The 17,863-nt window shown below is 70.1% G+C and carries 18 protein-coding genes; 8 read left to right on the top strand and 10 right to left on the bottom strand.

Annotated features, from left to right (window positions below):
• Positions 1-8: 8 nt before the first annotated feature.
• Positions 9-1,961 (bottom strand): amino acid transporter, encoded by a 1,953-nt coding sequence (locus ACWIGU_RS14675; RefSeq protein ID WP_454400798.1) that lies wholly within the window; start codon positions 1,959-1,961, stop codon positions 9-11.
• A 344-nt stretch (positions 1,962-2,305) separates the two neighbouring features.
• On the opposite strand from ACWIGU_RS14675, the gene ACWIGU_RS14670 reads away from it, so the two are divergent.
• On the top strand, positions 2,306-3,058 hold the full coding sequence (locus tag ACWIGU_RS14670) for a DUF4118 domain-containing protein (RefSeq protein ID WP_454400796.1): 753 nt from the start codon (positions 2,306-2,308) through the stop codon (positions 3,056-3,058).
• A 22-nt stretch (positions 3,059-3,080) separates the two neighbouring features.
• Here ACWIGU_RS14670 and ACWIGU_RS14665 read toward each other — a convergent pair whose 3' ends face one another.
• Entirely contained in the window at positions 3,081-3,938 is an 858-nt protein-coding gene (locus ACWIGU_RS14665; protein WP_454400794.1) for a class I SAM-dependent methyltransferase, read from the bottom strand.
• Positions 3,939-4,189: 251 nt separating this feature from the next.
• On the opposite strand from ACWIGU_RS14665, the gene ACWIGU_RS14660 reads away from it, so the two are divergent.
• From ACWIGU_RS14660 to ACWIGU_RS14650, 3 genes are read left to right on the top strand one after another with little or no spacing between them, the layout of a single operon-like run.
• Positions 4,190-4,594 carry a GntR family transcriptional regulator gene (locus tag ACWIGU_RS14660; protein WP_454400792.1) on the top strand — a complete coding sequence of 135 codons (405 nt, stop codon included), beginning with the start codon at positions 4,190-4,192 and terminating at the stop codon, positions 4,592-4,594.
• 44 nt (positions 4,595-4,638) lie between these two features.
• Positions 4,639-5,541, top strand: coding sequence for an ABC transporter ATP-binding protein (locus ACWIGU_RS14655; RefSeq protein WP_454400790.1), 903 nt, complete (start codon positions 4,639-4,641; stop codon positions 5,539-5,541).
• On the top strand, positions 5,538-6,539 hold the full coding sequence (locus ACWIGU_RS14650; protein ID WP_454400788.1) for an ABC transporter permease: 1,002 nt from the start codon (positions 5,538-5,540) through the stop codon (positions 6,537-6,539). The genes ACWIGU_RS14655 and ACWIGU_RS14650 overlap by 4 nt, the downstream gene beginning before the upstream one ends.
• Positions 6,540-6,605: 66 nt before the next feature.
• Here ACWIGU_RS14650 and ACWIGU_RS14645 read toward each other — a convergent pair whose 3' ends face one another.
• The 6 genes from ACWIGU_RS14645 to ACWIGU_RS14620 form a co-directional block, all read right to left on the bottom strand.
• Positions 6,606-7,634 carry a S66 family peptidase gene (locus tag ACWIGU_RS14645; RefSeq protein WP_454400786.1) on the bottom strand — a complete coding sequence of 343 codons (1,029 nt, stop codon included), beginning with the start codon at positions 7,632-7,634 and terminating at the stop codon, positions 6,606-6,608.
• Between the two features lie 120 nt (positions 7,635-7,754).
• Positions 7,755-8,624 (bottom strand): Ada metal-binding domain-containing protein, encoded by an 870-nt coding sequence (locus ACWIGU_RS14640; protein WP_454400784.1) that lies wholly within the window; start codon positions 8,622-8,624, stop codon positions 7,755-7,757.
• Entirely contained in the window at positions 8,621-9,352 is a 732-nt protein-coding gene (locus ACWIGU_RS14635; protein ID WP_454400782.1) for a 2OG-Fe(II) oxygenase, read from the bottom strand. The genes ACWIGU_RS14640 and ACWIGU_RS14635 overlap by 4 nt, the downstream gene beginning before the upstream one ends.
• Before the next feature lie 99 nt (positions 9,353-9,451).
• On the bottom strand, positions 9,452-9,958 hold the full coding sequence (locus ACWIGU_RS14630) for a methylated-DNA--[protein]-cysteine S-methyltransferase (protein ID WP_454400780.1): 507 nt from the start codon (positions 9,956-9,958) through the stop codon (positions 9,452-9,454).
• Positions 9,959-10,119: 161 nt separating this feature from the next.
• Positions 10,120-10,917 carry a 2OG-Fe(II) oxygenase gene (locus ACWIGU_RS14625; RefSeq protein WP_454400778.1) on the bottom strand — a complete coding sequence of 266 codons (798 nt, stop codon included), beginning with the start codon at positions 10,915-10,917 and terminating at the stop codon, positions 10,120-10,122.
• Positions 10,918-11,123: 206 nt separating this feature from the next.
• On the bottom strand, positions 11,124-11,789 hold the full coding sequence (locus ACWIGU_RS14620; RefSeq protein WP_454400776.1) for a maleylpyruvate isomerase N-terminal domain-containing protein: 666 nt from the start codon (positions 11,787-11,789) through the stop codon (positions 11,124-11,126).
• 519 nt (positions 11,790-12,308) lie between these two features.
• On the opposite strand from ACWIGU_RS14620, the gene ACWIGU_RS14615 reads away from it, so the two are divergent.
• Complete coding sequence (locus ACWIGU_RS14615) at positions 12,309-13,217, top strand: serine hydrolase (protein ID WP_454400774.1); 909 nt, start codon at positions 12,309-12,311, stop codon at positions 13,215-13,217.
• A gap of 97 nt (positions 13,218-13,314) precedes the next feature.
• Here the strand turns inward: ACWIGU_RS14615 and ACWIGU_RS14610 are convergent, their stop codons facing one another.
• On the bottom strand, positions 13,315-13,665 hold the full coding sequence (locus ACWIGU_RS14610) for a hypothetical protein (protein ID WP_454400772.1): 351 nt from the start codon (positions 13,663-13,665) through the stop codon (positions 13,315-13,317).
• Between the two features lie 301 nt (positions 13,666-13,966).
• On the opposite strand from ACWIGU_RS14610, the gene ACWIGU_RS14605 reads away from it, so the two are divergent.
• Complete coding sequence (locus ACWIGU_RS14605) at positions 13,967-14,443, top strand: carboxymuconolactone decarboxylase family protein (RefSeq protein WP_454400770.1); 477 nt, start codon at positions 13,967-13,969, stop codon at positions 14,441-14,443.
• A 133-nt stretch (positions 14,444-14,576) separates the two neighbouring features.
• Positions 14,577-15,380 (top strand): VOC family protein, encoded by an 804-nt coding sequence (locus tag ACWIGU_RS14600; RefSeq protein WP_454400769.1) that lies wholly within the window; start codon positions 14,577-14,579, stop codon positions 15,378-15,380.
• Positions 15,381-15,397: 17 nt separating this feature from the next.
• On the opposite strand, the gene ACWIGU_RS14595 is transcribed toward ACWIGU_RS14600, so the two are convergent.
• The gene (locus ACWIGU_RS14595) at positions 15,398-16,330 is read right to left on the bottom strand and encodes an NADP-dependent oxidoreductase (protein ID WP_454401587.1); all 933 of its coding nucleotides are present in this window, start codon (positions 16,328-16,330) and stop codon (positions 15,398-15,400) included.
• Between the two features lie 204 nt (positions 16,331-16,534).
• Between ACWIGU_RS14595 and ACWIGU_RS14590 the strand changes: the two genes are divergently transcribed.
• Positions 16,535-17,482, top strand: coding sequence for a GlxA family transcriptional regulator (locus ACWIGU_RS14590; protein ID WP_454400767.1), 948 nt, complete (start codon positions 16,535-16,537; stop codon positions 17,480-17,482).
• The last annotated feature ends 381 nt before the right edge of the window (positions 17,483-17,863 follow it).

Genomic DNA, 17,863 nt, shown 5'->3' with positions numbered 1-17,863 from the left:
CGGGGAGTTCAGCCCACGTGGACATGGGGCCGGCGGGCGGGGTCGGGTTCGGCTTCGCGCAGGACCTCGCGGGTGACGGGGGCCACCTCGCCCTGGCCGAAGAGGAAGAAGCGCAGGAAGTTGGCGAGCGGATTGCCCTCGGTCCACTCGAAGTAGATGTGGGGAACCCGGCCGGTGGTGTCGCGGATGTGCAGGAGCAGGGCGGCCAGGGCGTTGGGGATCGAGGAGCCCTCCAGGGCCAGAACCCGGTAGCGGCCGTGCAGCACCTCGCCGCGCACGTTCAGATCCCCCTCGAACTCCGACGGGTCGAGCACCGTGACCTCGACGAAGACGAAGTCCTCGTGTGGCGGGACGTCGTTGTCGTGGCGGATCTGGTCGATCTTCGCGCGGTACTCGGCGATGTCGCGGGCCTCGGGCTCGTTCGCGATGAACCTGACCTTCCGGCTGGCGATGTCCCGTACGAAACGCTCGGCCATGGAGTCGAACGTGACGTGGGTGACGCGCAGTTCGAAGGCGCGGGCCAGTCGGGAGAGGAGCGAGACGAGGATGATGCCGGCGATGAAACAGGCACCGATCTTCACACCGTCGGGGCGCTCGATGACGTTCACGACCGTCGTGTAGAGGAACACCGCCGAGATGACGGCGAAGCCGATCGTCCAGTTGCGCTGGCGGGCCTTGCGAGCGGCGATGGTGACGGCGATCGCGGCGGAGCAGATCAGGACGAGGACACCGGTGGCGTAGGCGCCGCCCTGGGCGTCGACGTCGGCGTCGAAGATCCAGGTCACCAGGAACGCGACCAGGGTGAAGACGATCACCATCGGACGTACGGCGCGGGCCCAGTGCGGCGCCATGCCGTAGCGCGGCAGGTAGCGCGGCATCAGGTTGAGGAGCCCGGCCATCGCGGAGGCGCCCGCGAACCACAGGATCGCGATGGTGGAGATGTCGTAGACCGTGCCGAAGGCGTTGCCGAGGTACTCGTGAGCCAGATAGGCGAGCGCCCGGCCGTTGGCCTGGCCGCCGGACTCGAACTCCTTCTCCGGGATGAGCAGTGTGGTGACGAAGCTCGTGCAGACGAGGAACACGCTCATGATCGCGGCGGCCGTGGTCAGCAGCTTCTTGGCGCCCCGGATACGGCCCTCCGGCCGCTCCTCGGTGTCGGTGGGGTCGCCCTTGACGTGGGGCATGACCGCCACACCGGTCTCGAAGCCGGAGAGGCCGAGCGCGAGCTTGGGGAAGACCAGCAGGGCGACCCCGATCATGGCGAACGCGTTGCCGTGTTCGGCCGTGAGTGCCGTGGACCAGTCGGTGATCACATGCTCCTTCGTGATCACGTGCCAGAGGCCGGTCACCACCACCACGACGTTGAGCGACAGGTAGATGCCGACCAGGACGACGGCGACGCCGATCGCCTCCAGGAACCCTTTGAGGAACACCGCGCCGAGCAGGGCCACCAGTACGAGCGTGATGACCATTTGTCTGTCGTGCAGGGTGTCGTTCAGATGGGGGTTCTCGACGAGGTGGGTGGAGGCGTCCGCCGCCGACAGGGTGATGGTGATGAGGAAGTCGGTGGCGGCGAAGCCGAGCAGGGTGAGGACGAACAGCTTGCCCTTCCAGAAGGACAGCAGCCGCTCCAGCATCGCGATCGAGCCCTCGCCGTGCGGGCTCTCCTCCGCGACCCGGCGGTAGACCGGCAGTGCACCCACCAGAGTGACGATCACCAGCACGATGGTCGCCACCGGCGACAGCAGACCAGCCGCGAGAGCCGCGATGCCGGGCTGGTAGCCGAGGGTGGAGAAGTAGTCGACGCCGGTCAGACACATCACGCGCCACCAGGGCTGCCCCTTGTGGGACGGCTCCGCGGCGGCGGCCGCCCCGTGCGGAGCGGTCTTCGCCATGTCGGACAGGCCCTCGAGCATCCACGCGCGCAGGCGACTCGTACGGGGCCCGTGGGTGGTGGCCATCGGTGTACTCCTGACGTGCTGCCCAGCCCGGGGTCCCGGCCATCACACGGACACCCGGGCCGACGTCCACAGCGCGCGAGACCCAGGCCCACGCCCGGCTCCGCGCTGAGAGGAACGGCGCCGCTCGTCCGTGCCGCCCATTGTCACCAGCGGCCGGGGGATCGGCACGGCGGCGGAGCGCATCCGGCGGAGGCCACGACCGGGGCGATGGACGGTGCCCACGTCGCACAGCACACTTGAAAGGAAGGCAGGTCACGCGGCTGCCCCCGGGCTTCGCGGGCGGGCGGCGCATCTCCGTGATACGTAGATCTGGGGGCGGTGCCCGAGAGCTGGAGGCGACACGTATGACCGGCAATCCGCTGACCGGCTACCCCGTGCGGGACCGGATCGCACTGGCCGCCGGACTCGTCTGCCCCTTCTTCGTCGCGCTCGTCCTGGTGCCCTTCCGTACGGACCTCTCGTCCACCAACGCGGCCCTGATCCTGGTCGTGGTGGTCGTCGCCGTGGCGGCCGTCGGCAGCCGGCCGGCGGGCGCCGTCGCGGCGCTCTCGGCGGCGGCCTGGTTCGACTTCTTCCTCACCCGCCCGTACCAACGGTTCAGCATCACCGACTCCGACGACGTCGAGACGGCGGTGCTGCTCCTGGTCGTCGGGCTGATCGTGTCGCAGCTCGCGGCCCGCGCGCGCCGGCTCAAGGTGGTCACGGTGACCGACGCGGAGTACCTCACGCGGATCCACGGGACCGCCGACCTCGCCCAGTCCGCCACCTCCGCGGACGCGGTCGTCGGCCACGTGCGCGAACAGCTGACCGAGCTGCTCGGACTGCGCGGCTGCCGATTCGAGTACGGCACGCTCCTGGGGCGGCCGCCGCGCCTGGAACAGGACGGCACCGTGGTGGTCGGCCGCAGGCGCTGGGACGTCGACAGCGGGGGCTGGCCGGACGGCGAGATCGAACTGCGTGCGTACGGCAACGGCCGCTACATGCTCACGCCCGGGCCAGGCCCCGTCCCGTCGCTCCAGGCGCGCCTCGTCGCTGTGACGCTCGCCGATCAGACGGGTGTGGCGCTGGACATCACGGGCCCGGCGAAGGGCGGCTGAGGGGCGCAGGGGGTGCGGGGTGTCAGGTCGTGGCCACCAGCAGATCCTCGCCGCTCGACGGGCGCAGACCGTCGGTCCGGTCGGCGAAGTAGCGGTCGGCCAGGGTGGTTCCCGCCACGTGCCGGACATCCTTGAAGCCGGCGTCGTGGGCCAGCTCCAGCATCTCCTCGGGGGTGTAGAAGCTGATGAACGGAGTTCCGGCTGCCTGCGCCTGCGGCTTGGTCGCCTCAAGTGCGGGGCGGTCGGCATCGTCGAGGAGTTCGGCGGGCAGCATGAACGTCATGGCGAGCGTCGACCCGTGGGCCAGCCCGGCGAGCCGGCGAAGGGTCGCCGCGGTGGCGTCCTTGGTGAGGTACATGGTGACGCCGGTGCACACGACGACCGCCGGGCGGGCGGGATCGAAACCGGTGCCCGACAGCTGCTCCCACCAGTCCCCGCCCGCCTCGAAGTCGACCGGCGTCAGCCGCAGCCAGTCGGGGACCCCGTAGCCGAGCTCGATCAGGCGCCGCCGCTTCCAGGCCTGGGTCGCCGGCTGGTCGATCTCGAAGACCCGCAGGCGTCCCGCGACCTCGGGCCGGCGCTGGGCGAACGTGTCGAGCCCGGCGCCCAGAACGACGTACTGCGTGATGCCGTCGTCGAGCCGCTCGTCGATCAGGTCCTCGATGAATCGAGCGCGGGACACGATGGCCGCCCGGAATCCGCTGGTGGCGTGCGGGTCCATGTCCGGGCGGCCCTGCCATCCGGCCTCAGGAGCCGCCAGTTCCAGGCCGACCTCGTCCTCGAACACGTGCGGTGGCGCGTCGATCCGCACATGCAACGCCCGCCAGAGGGCAACCCGTACGGCGCTGCTGTCCGGCACTTCGTTCCGCTCGTCCGCCACGTCGTCCCTCTCCTCACGGCCCGTACTCGTCGCTACGGCACCAGTATCCGAAGGGAATGCCGACCGTGACCATGGCGCTGCGGATTCGGGCCATCGCCGCATCGACGCCGACGGGCGCTGAAACAGCCTCCTCCGTCTCCCGCGGGCCAGTCCCGGCCCCCTCCTGTCTTACTGTCGTAGGACATTCAGTCTTGACATCCGGATCCAGCGCCAGCAGGCTGTCTTACTGTCGTAAGACAACGGGAGAAGTAGTGATCGAGTTCGTACTTGACGGCCGTTCACGGGTGGCCACCTACATGCAGCTTGTGCTCCAGGTGCGCCAGGCTCTGCGGGTCGGCCTCGCCGAGCCCGGGGACCAACTGCCCAAGGTGCGTCAGGTGGCTCAGTCGCTGGCGATCAATCCGAACACCGTCCTCAAGGCATACCGCGAGCTTGAGCTCGAAGGACTGGCAGAGGGGCGCCCCGGGGTGGGCACCTTCCTCGTGGGCACCCTCGCCGGCCCGGCCCTGGCCCAGCAGGCCGGGCTGCGGGAGGACCTGCTCGCCTGGCTGCACAAGGCCAGAGCCGCGGGTCTGAGCCGCGAGGACATCACCGCGCTGATCGACACCACTGTGCGCACCACGCTCGACGCACCGCCGGCCGAGGACGCCTCGTGACCAGTTGGGGGACCAGACATGCGTGATCAGTTGGGGGATGGCACATGACGGAAATGGCGTTGGCGGCCGATGCGCTCGGAAAGCGGTACGGGCGCACCTGGGCACTCCAGGAGTGCTCCCTTCACCTGCCCGCAGGCCGGATCGCCGGGCTCGCCGGACCCAACGGCGCGGGCAAGTCCACCCTCCTGCATCTCGCCGTCGGACTGCTGCGGCCCGACGCCGGACAGGTGCGCGTCTTCGGCCAGGATCCGCGTAACAACACCGCGGTCCTGCGGGAGGTCGGGTTCGTGGCCCAGGACACACCGCTCTACCGCGAGTTCACCGCCGCCGACCACATCACCTTGGGCGGCAGGCTCAACAGCCGCTGGGACGCCGCCTTCGCGCGTGAGCGGATCGACCGACTCGGCATTCCGCTCAAGAAGCCGGTCGGGAAGCTCTCCGGCGGGCAGCGTGCCCAGGTGGCTCTCGCGCTGGCCATGGCCAAGCGGCCTCGTCTGCTGCTGCTCGACGAGCCGGTCGCCGCTCTGGACCCGCTGGCCCGGCGGGAGTTCATGCAGGCGCTGATGGGCGTGGTCGCCGAGAGCGGCACGACCGTGCTGCTCTCCTCACACCTGGTGGCGGATCTGGAACGGGTCTGCGACTACCTGATCGTGCTGCAGAAGGCACATGTCCGGCTGGCCGGCTCGATCGACGAACTGCTCGACGAACACCGGACGTTGGTCGGCCCGCGCACCGAGCCGGACGCCGTCCCGATGGAGGGCCCGGCACAGGTCATCAACGCCAGCCACACCGACCGCCAGTCCACGCTGCTCGTGCGCACGCAAGGGCGACCCGTCGACGACCCGGCCTGGACCCAGCACGAGGTGACGCTGGAAGACCTCGTCCTCGCCTACCTCCACACGGCCGACAGCCGTGCGGTGCACACCGTTTCGGAGGTGACCGCATGATCTGGCTGACCTGGAAACAGCATCGCAAGCAAGCTCTCTTCGCCGGGATCGGGCTGGCAGTACTCGCTGCCATCATGATCCCCACCGGCCTGCGCATGCACGATGCCTTCGACAACTCCGGCCTGGCGTCCTGTCTTTCCGGGCTGGGCACGGACGCCCTGGCCGCGAACAAGGCCGTGGACAGTTGCAACGCCCTCAGCCTGCAGTTCCAGAACGAGTTCAAGGATCTGTCGTTCGTCGGAATCCTCTTCGTGGTCCTGCCACTGCTGGTGGGGCTGTTCCTCGGCGCACCGCTGATCTCCCGCGAGGTGGAACACGGCACCCACCGGTTCGTGTGGACCCAGGGTGTCAGCCGTCTTCGGTGGGCGCTCGTCAAGTTCGGCCTGGTGGGCGCCGTCACCGTCCTCCTCGCCGTCGTGTACGCCGTTGGGGTGTCCTGGTGGTACGAGCCCCTGGCCGCCAATGGCAACGGGCGATTCGGCTACCTCTGGTTCGACGTGCAGGGCATCGCGCCGATCGGCTACACCCTCTTCGCCGTGGCGCTGGGCATCTTCGCCGGCACCTTCGCGCGCCGGGTCCTGCCGGCCATGGCGGTCACGCTCGCCGGATTCGCCGTCATACGCATCGCCGTCGAAACGCTCGGCCGATCCCACTACCTGCCCGCCAAGACCCTCAACTACGGCCTGGCGAGTACCCGGGGGCCGAACCCCGCGTCCAGCGACTGGATTCTCGGCCAGGGGCTGCGCGACGGCGCCGGGAAGCTCGTGAGGGAGAACGCGCAGGTGGGGTGCCCGCCCACAGGCGAGGGTAAGGGCGGCGCGAGTTCGTGCCTGGACCAGATGGCGCACCAGGGCCTGGGGCCCGGTTCCCACAACTGGCAGCTCTACCAGCCCGGTGACCGGTTCTGGGTGTTCCAGAGCATCGAGACGGGCATCTTCGTCGCTCTGGCGGCGCTCCTGGTCTTCCTCGCCGTGCGCCGGATCCGCCACATCGCGTGACGAGGGAGGCTCGTCTTCGGCGGGAAGGCTCCGGGCCGATGGGCCGGAGCCCTCCCGCCGATATCGTCAGGCCAGTGTCTGCGTGAGCTCGCTGCGGGCCGGCGTGTGGACGATGCGGCCGAGCGCACCGTTGACGATGGGCATGTAGGGCGGGACGTGGCCGCATTCGAGGTCGGCGACGATCGGCACGTTCAGGGAGCCGAGCGCGTCGAGCACGGCCTCGTGCTGGGTCAGGGTGCGGGCGTCCGGCGCGTTGGTGCGGCCGACGAGGATCGCGTTCGCGTGGTCGAAGAGGCCCGCGAGCTTCATGCCGTGCAGGTTCCGGCAGATGGTGAAGGCGTTGTCCTCGCACGCCTCGACGTAGACGAGGAGTCCGTCGGGGGACTCGTCACGGGCGAAGGCCGAGGCGTCGAGGTACGGCGTTCCCGCCAGAGTGCACAGCGTCTCGATGCATCCGCCGATCAGCCGCCCCTCGGCCTCCACGTCGCCGCTGCCGTCGATCCGGCTCCAGGTGCCCGGGACGTCGAGCGTGAACTCGCGAACGTCCGGGAACGCGGCGTAGTCGTCGAAGCCGCTGGAACGGTGGCTGCCGGGCGGAGTCTGCGTGAAGCGGTGGCCCGGGGGAGCGGCGACGATGTCGAGCCACGACAGCAGCCCTTCGGGTGCGTGATAGGGCGTGTCCATGAGGTTGTTGCCATGGACGGTCGCGGTGCCGGTGAGCAGGGTCAGCGGTGTGATCAGGGTCGAGATGTCGGAGAACCCGACGAACCAGGTCGGCTCGGCCTCGCGCAGCCGGTCCCAGTCGAGCAGCGGGATCAGATCGATCGCGGTCTCCCCGCCCCACGGCGGAACGACCGCCCTGATGGTGGGATCGGTCAGCATCGACATCAACTCGGCCGCGCGCTCGGCGGCCGATGCACTGATGTGCCGGGAAGCGCCCATGCACTGCCCGACCACAACCTCGTACCCGCGGTCCTCCACCTCACGGATCGCGACCTGGAGGCGCGCACTCAACGCCTTCGGGACACCACTCGACGGAGAGGTGACACCGACACGGTCACCGGGGCGCAGGGGGCGCGGATATCGAACTGACATGCGCGGATTCTGCCACGACGCGCTGCACGGCCGACAGGGATGTGCGCGGCACCGGCTGTGACGGCGGGGGATCGGCGCATCGGGTGGGAGCCGGTTGCCGGCCTGGTCGTGAGGTCCCGGTCATGAGGCCGAGTCGGCGGGGTCGTACGTGGTCACCCAGCCGCGGCGTATCGCCCATGTGCCCCCGTCGGAGGTCGCTCCGCGCAGGCCGTGCAGGGTGTCCGGGCCGGTGAGTGCCGGGAGGCGGGAGTCGTTGAGGGAGGCGAACGCGTAGGTCCGGGACGGGTCCCAGTCGGTGGAGTGGCGCAGGCGGCGGGCCAGTTGGGCGAAGCCGAGCGGTGCCGCGGCCACCACCCATGCGTCGGGGAGTCCGGCCGTGAGCCGCGTGGCCGGTCGCAGCCAGGAGGCCGCGCTCTCGGGCCAGTTGACCGTCGTGAGCACCCTGCCGCCCCGCGCGGCCCAGGCGGTGGCGAACGCGCCGGCGGCCTGGCCGGACGCCTCGTCACGGCTGTGTCCCACGGTGACGGTCTCGATCCGGGACCTGGGGAGTGTCAACAGGCGTATGAGTGCGGCGAGTTCAGCCTCCGTGTGCGGCGAGGGGAGGGGCAGGTCGCCGTGCGCGGCCAGGTCCGCGGGGCTGATCAGGGGGGAGCGGGACGGTTCCTGGTCGGAGAGGTTGTTCATGGTGTGGTGCGTGCTCTCTCGGTCGGCTCTCCAGCGGGCGTACTCCTCGGGCAGGCAGACCGCGCACGGCCGGAATCCGGCCGCGACGGCGGTGGCCTCGTCCGGGAAGAACACCCGGTGCTTCACGTAGTGGCCCCGGGAGATGGCCCGCAGCGCGGACGGGCAGTCCAGACGCCCGTACAGGCGCCCGCGGCGGTGCCCGCCGAGCGTTCCCGGGGTCGTGCTCAGGTAGGGCGTGCCGTCCCGGCCGAGCAGCGCGTATGTGCGCCGAGGCTCGTACGGGGCGGGCGGGTGGTCGGGGTTCATGCCGCGTCGTGGAAGACGAGTCCGAGGGTGCGCCGTCGCCCGCTGCGCACGGTGCTCACGCCGTGCCGCATGGGGGCGTTGGACCAGCCGCGCTTCGAGGCGACGGGCCGGTCGCGGGTGGTGAAGATCAGCCCGTGGCCCTGGAGCAGGGTGGTGGACGATCCCCTCGACTGTGCGCGGGCGCGCTGCTCGGTCATCAGGAACTCACCACCGGTGAAGTCGGTTCCCGGCGCGTCGAGGCCGATGACGACCTGGAGGGGGAAGAGCATGACGCCGAACACGTCGCGGTGCAGCGCGTTCCAGTCCCCGGGCCCGTACCGCAGCAGAATCTGGGCCGATCGGTCCTGCCCGGCCGTGTGGCACATCTCGATCCACTCGTCGAGCGAGTCGGGCCAGGGCGCGGGTTTGCCGAGCTTCTCGGCCCAGTCCCGGGCGATGGGCAGCAGCCGCGGATAGAACGCCTCCCGCAACGCACGGACGACGTCCGGCAGTTCATGGGTGAAGTAGCGGTACTGCCCGGAGCCGAAACGATGGCGGGCCATGTCGACGGTGGTGCGGAAGCGTTCGGCGTCGTCGTAGAGGTCCGCGATCCGACGGCACTCTCCGGGTGTGAGGAGCCGGCCCGTCGGGGCGTTTCCGTAGGTGTTGAGCTCGTCGGCCAGGGCGCCCCACTCCTCGTGAGCGACGCGGTCCGCGACCGGGCCCGTCAGGCGGGTGGTGTCGAGCATGGTGAGCATCCTCGGGTCGTAGGTGTCACCCCGGCTCCGTCGACGTGCGTGTCCTCGGAGCCGGGGGAGCCTTAGGGGCGGCGTTCATGCACTCTGCGTTCATTCGGTCCGACGCAGGCCCTCCAGGTCCAGAAGCTGCCGCTTGCGCTCGAGGCCACCCGCGTAACCCGTGAGGGCGCCGTTCGCGCCGATCACGCGGTGGCAGGGGCGCACGACGAGCAGCGGGTTCGCGCCGATCGCCGTACCCACGGCGCGGACGGCGGCCTTCGAGGCGCCGATGCGCGCGGCGACGTCGCCGTAGGTCAGGGTGCTGCCGTAGGGGATGGCTTCCAGCGCCTTCCACACCCGCCGCTGGAACTCCGAGCCGCTGCCGGTGTACTCGATGTCGAAGTGTGTGAGCCTGCCGTCGAAGTACGAGCGCAGCTGCGCGGTGATCTCGGCGAACGCGTCCGCGTCCTCGGCCCAGTCGTCCCGGACGACGACGCCGTTCTTCTGGCCCGGTACGGTCAGCGCGGCTAGTGCGGTGCCGCCCTTCGCGGTGGCCGACTCCTCGCCCACGAGCAGCAGTTCACCCAGCGGGCTGCCGAGCGTCGTGTAGACGGTCATGGGTCTGTTCCTTCCAGATCTCCTCGTACGGTGATGTCTTACTGCCAACTCTGCCCCTTATGCGCCGCTATGTCTGGCGGGATTCGGACATTGCCCTGACGCGGGTCGGTGCCTTGTCGTGAGGGGTGGCGGCGTGGGGCCGGGCGGCTGAGCGTGGGCCGTCAGCGGGCGTTGTGGAAGATGAGACCGAGGGTGCTGCGGTGTCCCGACTCGACGGCGTTCGTGCCGTGCCGCATCGGGTGCCGGCGGAAGCCGTGCTTGCCGCGGACCGGGCGGTGCCGGACCGGGAAGATCATTCCCTGGCCGAGCTGCGGTTTGACCACCAGGGCGCGGGACTGGAAGCGGGGGCGCTGCTCGACGAACACGTTCTCGCCGCCGGTGAAGTCCTCGCCGGGCTGGTTGAGCATGACGGCGATCTGCAGCGGGAAGACGATGTCGCCGTAGATGTCCTGGTGAAGGCAGGCGTAGTCGCCCTGGCCGTACTGGAGGATCAGCGGGGTCGGCCGCTTCTGCCCGTTGTCCGCGCACTCGTCGATCAGCTCGTCCAGCGTGCCGGGGAAGGTGCGCTCGCCGAGCTGCGGCGCCCACTGGTTGGCCATCCACGCCATCGGCGGGTAGAGCCGCTCGCGAAGGGTCTGGACGAGCGGTACGGCGGCGGGGTCGGCGTAGTACTTGTACGTGCCGCGGCCGAACTGGTGGCGCTGCATGACCACGGTGGACCGGAACAGCGCGGGTTCCCCGAACGTGCCGATGATTTCCTGGCACTGTGTGCGGGACAGGAGAGGCGGGGTGACGGCGACGCCCTCGTCGTTCAACTGGTCATATAGGTCATCCCAGTTGAGTTCGCTGAGGGTCGGGACGGTTGGGTCGTACGGGATGCGGGGTGGCGCGCCGGCGGCCGGTGCGTGGTCGCTGAAGAGGGTGCCAGGGGCGGGGGTGTGCTGGTGCGGCTGGTTCAAGTCAGGGTCTCTCGCGCGCGGCGGAACGGGTCGGGGCGGACCGGGGTGGGCCCGAGGTCCTGCCCCTGGGGGTGCGGCCGCAGGCCGGCACCTTCGGCCTCACCGATACTCGCTGCCCGCGTGAGCCGACGCTGGCGGGATTCGGACGTCGCGCTGCCGCGACGTCATGTCGCTCGTGCCCTGTCCCGTAGACAGAGCCCGCTCGCTCAGCCGATGACGAGCGGGAGCCTCGTGGCGAAGTCGCCCAGCGCGGCCTTCTCCTTGTCGGTCGGTGTGCGACGTCCGGTGCCGACCAGGAGTGCGTCCTTGTCGGAGAACGAGGCGGGGAACGGGACCCCGGCGATCTTCTCCAGCGTCGCGCGAACCGCCGCGAGGGTCTCGGTGGGCGGCTCAGCGGGAGGCTGGGCGGCCGACGGCAGGTGCGCGATCAGGTCGAGGTGATGCAAGGTCCATTCGAGGACGTACGCGGAGAGGAAGTCGCCGACGGTCAGCACCTCGTCGCGGGTGCGGACGCGGGCGGCCGGATCGGCGAGCTGGGCGGCGCGGCCCGCGGCGGAACCGACGTCGTCGAGGTGGAACTTGAGCCACCGCGGCTCGCCGTAAGCGGCGGCCAGCCGGGGGATCAGCGCGTCGAGCGGATCCTCGCCGGTCGGGGGTTCGACGATGCCCCAGTACGTGACGGCGTCGACGGTCGGTTCGGATTCCGCCGGCGTGACCAGGGTGATCAGGACGTCCTGGGCGCCGATGACCAGGTGGCACACGAGGTCCCGCACGAGCCAGCCCGTACAGCCGGAAGGCCGCTCGAAGTCCTCGTCCGGGAGTTCGGCGACGGCTGTGCGCAACGCCGTCCAAGAGCGTGAGAAGAGATCCACCGCTGCACGGTATTGCGGGCCGGGAAGGGCGGACAAGCGTATTCGGGCGGGTGGTGTGTGTCGTCTTCGTGCGGGCGGTGCGTGGGTGGCCTGTTCAACCGCCTATGCGGGTACGGCCTGTTCGACCACCCACAGGGCGCGCTCTCTTCGTCTCCCTTGCACTCCTCCTTTGTCGATCGCCGCCCCGGTGGTCAATTCATCCATGAACAACATCACACGCCGTTAAAACTCGCATAGCGGACATAGCAACTCATCTTTCGCCCGGCCGCCTCCTCCGTACCTGTAGCGTCGCCGTCATTCGGGATCCCGGTCGTTCACCCGACGGCCGGCCGCTCGGTGGGCGCGTGGTGAAGCGCTGCTCACCGAGTGTGGCGGACGGACTGTCCGCGCCGGCCGACGCGGAGCCCTGGTGTGGGGCATCGGCCGCAGCCCCGACCTCGTCGCAGGACGTGGGCCTCGCCGCTGACGGTCAGCACCGGTGCCGATGCGACCGCCGACACAGAGCAGGACGGAACATCCATGCTGGGAACGCACATGCCGCTGCCGCGGCGCGCAAAGCGGGGACTCGCCGCGGCCCTGGCCGCCGGCTCGGCGCTCACCGCCTTCATGGCCGCCGCCCCTGCACAGGCGGGCATCGCGGGGACGAGTGCGGCCGCCACGAGCGTCGGAGGCTCCCCGGTGACGTGCACCTCGCACCAGTCCGGACTGGCGGACCGCCTGGAGCACGACATAGCCACCGCGCTCCGCGGGCACGGCAAGGCCTCGGCGCTCGCGCTCTACGACCGGACCACGGACACGTCGTGCGCGTTCCGGGCCGACACGGCCTTCGACTCGGCGAGCGTGGTCAAGGTGACGATTCTTGGAGCCCTGCTGCGCCAGGTCGCCGACGAGAACCGGCACCTGACCTCACGCGAGGTCGACCTCACCACCGCCATGATCACCAAGTCGGACAACGCCGCCACGAACGCCCTCTGGCACCAGATCGGCCACGACGGCATCCAGCACTTCCTGAACCTGGCCGGAATGCGGGACACCGTGCCCGGCCCGAAGGGCACGTGGGGTCGCACCCGGATCACGGCGGGCGACCAGGTGAAGCTGCTCCGCCTGCTGACCTCGGACAACAGCGTTCTCGGCGCGCGCTCCCGGAGCTACGCCCTGCGGCTCATGAACCGTGTCATCCCGGATCAGCGGTGGGGAACGCCCGCCGGGGCGCCGAGGACGGCGACCGTTCACGTCAAGAACGGCTGGCTGGCGCGTTCGACCAACGGCTGGCGCGTGCACAGCGTCGGCGTGTTCACCGGCGGCGGTCACGACTACGGGATGGCCGTGCTCTCCCACGACAACCGCACCATGGAGAACGGCGTCGCGACCGTCGAGCGCGCGGCCCGTGCCGTCAACCGTGACCTGAACCTGCCGAACGCCTCCTAGGGGGGTAAGGGGGTAGGGGGTGTCCGACGGATCAAGGTCGGACGCCTTCCAGCAGCTTCCCGTCACGCCCCGCCTGCTACGTCCGCGCCGGCCGGACTCACATCCGGCGAAGTGCCGCCTCGACACTGTCGCCGCCGTTCGTGTTGAACGCGATCGCGGCCTGGGGCGCATGGAGGCGGATCAGGTTCATGATCTCTTCAAGGAGCGGAAGTAGTTGCTCCGCCTTGCGGATCCCACCTCCGACGACCACCACGTCCCACGGGCGCTCCGTCAACGCCGCAACGAGGACGGACTCGGCGGAATCGTCGAACACGACCAGCGCCATGGCCGCATCGATGCCGTGCTCGCCGAACCGGTCCAACTCCTCGTCAAGACTCTTGCGAAGGGCTCCCGCGTCGACACCGGGAATCGCCTCCGGGTCGTAACCAACAACAAGTGCAGAGGGCATAGGGCCAAGCTACCGGGATCCGGCCGAGCGCGGTCTGCCGGACGGCGCTCGGCATCCGATGACGGACGGCGGAGCCCGGTATGGCCTTCTCTTCCCCCTCCCTCCCCGTGATCAGCGCTCCCGTCATGCGATACCTGGACCGGACGTGCAGACTGCCTGACGGGACGCCGAGGGCGGGGCTCTCACCGTCGGCGCCCGACCCTGGAAGGTTGTGTGGCGCGCGTCACACATGAACTCGTCACATCGTGCCGAGCCGCTCCGTCAGAGGGATGTAACCATCGGCACGAACTAGGAGCTCGCCATGGAAGAAGCCCGCCTGAACCTCTTCGCCAACCACGTCGGGGCCAAGGTCCTGAAGCACATCAACTCGGGCTCCAAGGTGGTGACCGACTCGACGCTGCCGGCTGCCACACAGGAGCTGGTGAAGATCCGCGCCAGCCAGATCAACGGCTGCAGTTTCTGCACCGACATGCACACCAAGGACGCCGCCGCGGCCGGGGAGGACCAGACGCGCCTCAACATGGTCGCGGCGTGGCGCGAGGCGAAGGTGTTCAGCGATGCCGAGCGCGCCGCCCTGGAGCTGACCGAGCAGGGCACCCGTATCGCCGACGCGAGTGGCGGTGTCTCGGACGCGGCCTGGGCGAACGCGGCCAAGTACTACGACGAGGACCAGCTCACCGCGCTCGTGTCCCTCATCGCCCTGATCAACGCCTACAACCGCGTGAACGTCCTCGTTCAGCAGCCCGCCGGCGACTACCAGCCGGGCCAGTTCGGGTAACCGGCACCGGCGCAGGTCACAGGTCGCAGGCACCGCCTGCGACCTGCGCAGCGCGTGCCCCGAGCGGCGATTGTCAGTGCGGGCTGCCATGCTGCGTTGCATCGGGATTCGTCAGTACACGAAAGGCCTGATCATGCTTTCGACGACGTACGTACCGGGCGCGCCGAACTGGCTCGATCTCGGTGTGCCGGATGTGGACGCGGCCGCCGCGTTCTACGGCGGAGTGTTCGGCTGGACCTTCCGGTCCGCCGGACCCGAGGGGGGCGGCTACGGGTTCTTCCAGCTCGACGGCAAGGACGTGGCCGCCGCCGGTCCGCTGACCGAGGAGGGTGCCTCGCCTTCCTGGACCGTCTACTTCCACACCCCCGATGCGGACGGTGTCGCCAAGGCGGTGGAGACGGCCGGGGGCACGGTCCGCGTTCCGCCGGGCGATGTCTTCACCTCCGGGCGGATGGCCGCCTTCACCGATCCGGCCGGCGCGCAGTTCGCCGTCTGGCAGCCCGGTGACGTCCAGGGTCTCGAAACGGTCATGCGGCCCAACGCCCTGTGCTGGACCGAGCTCTACACGACCGACGCCGGCGCCGCCAAGGACTTCTATCGCGACGTGTTCTCCTGGCAGTACCAGGACATGCCATCGGGTGACGATGGCCCCCCGTACACCGTCGTCGCCCCGGCCGGTTCCGCGGACGTGGCCGAGGCGGGCCACGGCGGCCTCATGCAGCTCCCGCAGGAGAACCTCGACGCCGGATCGGGTGCCGAGTGGCACCCGTACTTCGGCGTCGAGGACTGCGACGCGACCTACGCTGCCGCCACCGAGCGCGGTGCCACGACGCTCTTCCCGCCCATGGACGTGCCCGGTGTCGGCCGCATGGCCATGGTCAAGGACCCGTTCGGCGCCACCTTCGCCCTCATCAAGGGTGACCCGACCATGGGCTGACCGACGGGCGGACGTGATCAGCGCACGACGAGGACCAGCTTGCCGGTCGTCCGGCCGGTCTCGCCCAGCTCGTGTGCCTTGGCGGCCTCGGCGAGCGGGAAGGTGTCGGCGATCGTCGCGCGGAGCTTCCCCGTGGCGATCAGGTCGGCGATCGCGTTCATTCCGGCGTGATCGGCCTCCACGAGCATCTCCACGCCCCGCACGCCGAGCCGCTCGGCCTCCTCGGCCAGCTCCGTGGTGCCGGTCGGGAGGATGGAGACCAGCAGGCCGCCCGGGCGCAGCGTGGTCAGGGAGCGGGTGCGGTAGTCGCCGCCGATGGTGTCCAGGACGACGTCCACGTCGCGGACCGCCTCGCTGAAGTCGGTCGTGCGGTAGTCGATCAGTTCGTCGGCGCCCAGACCGCGTACGAAGTCGTGCTTGGCCGCGCTGGCCGTGCCGATCACGTACGCGCCGCGCGCCTTGGCGATCTGCACGGCGAGATGGCCGACGCCGCCGGCCGCCGCATGGATCAGGACGCGCTGCCCCGGCTGCACCTGAGCGGTGTCGACCAGGGCCTGCCAGGCGGTCAGCGCGGCGAGCGGAACGGCGCCCGCCTGCACGTGGTCGACCTCGGACGGCTTGCGCGCGAAAGCGCGGGCGGGTGCGGTGACGTACTCGGCATGCGAGCCCACACCGTGCGGGTAGGGCAGCATGCCGAACACCTCGTCGCCCGGCTTGAACAGGGTCACGCCGAGTCCCGTCTGCTCGACGACCCCGGACACGTCCCAGCCGAGGATGAACGGCGGTTCGCCGAGGAAGATGCCGTGCTCCCGGTGCTTCCAGTCGGTCGGGTTGACGCCTGCGGCGTGGACCCTGATCAGGATCTCGCTCGGTCCCGGTGCCGGGCGCTCGCGCTCGACCTCCTTCAGTACCTCGGGGCCGCCGAGGGTGTCCTGGCTGACGGCCCGCATGGTGGGTGCTGCGGGCTTGGTGGATGTGGTGGGTGCGGTGGTCTCTGAAGTGCTCACGGCTCCAGCGTGCCGTGGCCGACCGCCCGGGAAAATGGCATGACTGCCACCATTCGATAGGATCGTGCCATGGGTGATGGCAGCGGTGACGGTGGCAGTTGCAGTTGCAGTTGCAGTGGTGTCGGTGACGCCAGGGGCGTCAGTGGCGTGCACAGGGTTGTGGTGCTGGCGCTCGACGGAGTCCACCCGTTCGAGCTGGGCATTCCGCGGCGGATCTTCGGCGCCGCGGACGGCCGGTACGAGATCCGGACCTGCAGCGTCGACGGTGGCCCCGTGCGCACGGACGCCGATTTCCTGATCACCGTCGAACACGGTCCCGAAGCGCTGGCCGAGGCGGACACCGTGGTGATCCCGCCGGTCGACGAGTACCCGCCCAACGGCACCACGCTCCCGGGCCCGGTGGCCGACGCGCTCGCGCACATCTCGCCCGGCACCCGCATCATGTCCATCTGCACCGGCGCTTTCGTCCTCGCGGCGGCCGGGCTGCTCGACGGCCGGCGGGCCACCACGCACTGGGTCCTGGCCGACCGCTTCCGGCGTCTGTTCCCGCAGGTGAGGCTCGACCCCGACGTGCTCTTCGTCGAGGACGGCGACATCCTCACCTCGGCCGGCGCCGGAGCGGGCGTCGACGTCTGCCTCCACGTCGTGCGCCAGGACTTCGGCGCCGAGGTGGCCAACCAGGTGGCGCGGAGGTGTGTGGTGCCGCCCTGGCGTGAAGGGGGTCAGGCGCAGTACATCGAGCAGCCCGTTCCCGAGGCGTCCGTCGCCGGTACGGCCGCCACCAGGGAGTGGGCACTCGACCACCTCGACCTGCCGCTGACGCTGGCCGAGCTCGCGGACCACGCGCAGATGAGCCTGCGTACGTTCGCCCGGCGGTTCCGGGACGAGGCCGGGATGAGCCCGGGCCGGTGGCTCACCCAGCAGCGGGTTGCGAGAGCGCGTCATCTGCTGGAGTCCAGCGATCTGCCCGTGGACCGGATCGCCGGCGAAGTGGGCTTCGCGACGGCCGCGTCGCTGCGGCAGCATCTGCACGCCGCGATCGGCGTCTCGCCGCTGGCATACCGGCGCACGTTCCAGGCGGCGAGCGCTAGGTGAGCGGGATGGTCGCGGCCTGAAAGGCGGCGCACGCATGCACGGCGGCGGCCCGGCACGACGTGAAGGTGTGCACCGAGATGCACCCGCACAACCTCGTGTTCGACCCGGCACATGGCGACGTCTCGTCGAACGCAGGGGGGAGACCCACATCGGCACCGAGCTGGACCCGAGACACCTGTTCTGGCAGGGCATCGACCGGTCGCGGCGATCGAGGACCCCGGCCCGCTGGTGTTCCACGCGGCCGGCCAAGGACACCCGGATCAACGACCGCCGCAAGGTCAACGGCGTACTGGACGACCGCTTCGACCGGGTCACCGACAACCCGGTCGGACTCGGCGGCCCCTGGACCCTCATCCGCCGGCCGACCGGCTCGAGCTGGGA

The organism is Streptomyces sp. NPDC055400 (assembly GCF_053644375.1).
This window is presented reverse-complemented; position numbering and strand designations above follow the sequence as displayed.

Coding starts and splice junctions, on each gene's coding strand:
- ACWIGU_RS14605 (WP_454400770.1), top strand. CDS start 13,967: ATGGAAGAAGCCCGCCTGAACCTCTTCGCCAACCACGTCGGGGCCAAG.
- ACWIGU_RS14650 (WP_454400788.1), top strand. CDS start 5,538: ATGATCTGGCTGACCTGGAAACAGCATCGCAAGCAAGCTCTCTTCGCC.
- ACWIGU_RS14600 (WP_454400769.1), top strand. CDS start 14,577: ATGCTTTCGACGACGTACGTACCGGGCGCGCCGAACTGGCTCGATCTC.
- ACWIGU_RS14640 (WP_454400784.1), bottom strand. CDS start 8,624: ATGAACCCCGACCACCCGCCCGCCCCGTACGAGCCTCGGCGCACATAC.
- ACWIGU_RS14635 (WP_454400782.1), bottom strand. CDS start 9,352: ATGCTCGACACCACCCGCCTGACGGGCCCGGTCGCGGACCGCGTCGCT.
- ACWIGU_RS14595 (WP_454401587.1), bottom strand. CDS start 16,330: ATGCGGGCCGTCAGCCAGGACACCCTCGGCGGCCCCGAGGTACTGAAG.
- ACWIGU_RS14655 (WP_454400790.1), top strand. CDS start 4,639: ATGACGGAAATGGCGTTGGCGGCCGATGCGCTCGGAAAGCGGTACGGG.
- ACWIGU_RS14675 (WP_454400798.1), bottom strand. CDS start 1,961: ATGGCCACCACCCACGGGCCCCGTACGAGTCGCCTGCGCGCGTGGATG.
- ACWIGU_RS14645 (WP_454400786.1), bottom strand. CDS start 7,634: ATGTCAGTTCGATATCCGCGCCCCCTGCGCCCCGGTGACCGTGTCGGT.
- ACWIGU_RS14670 (WP_454400796.1), top strand. CDS start 2,306: ATGACCGGCAATCCGCTGACCGGCTACCCCGTGCGGGACCGGATCGCA.
- ACWIGU_RS14630 (WP_454400780.1), bottom strand. CDS start 9,958: ATGACCGTCTACACGACGCTCGGCAGCCCGCTGGGTGAACTGCTGCTC.
- ACWIGU_RS14615 (WP_454400774.1), top strand. CDS start 12,309: ATGCTGGGAACGCACATGCCGCTGCCGCGGCGCGCAAAGCGGGGACTC.
- ACWIGU_RS14610 (WP_454400772.1), bottom strand. CDS start 13,665: ATGCCCTCTGCACTTGTTGTTGGTTACGACCCGGAGGCGATTCCCGGT.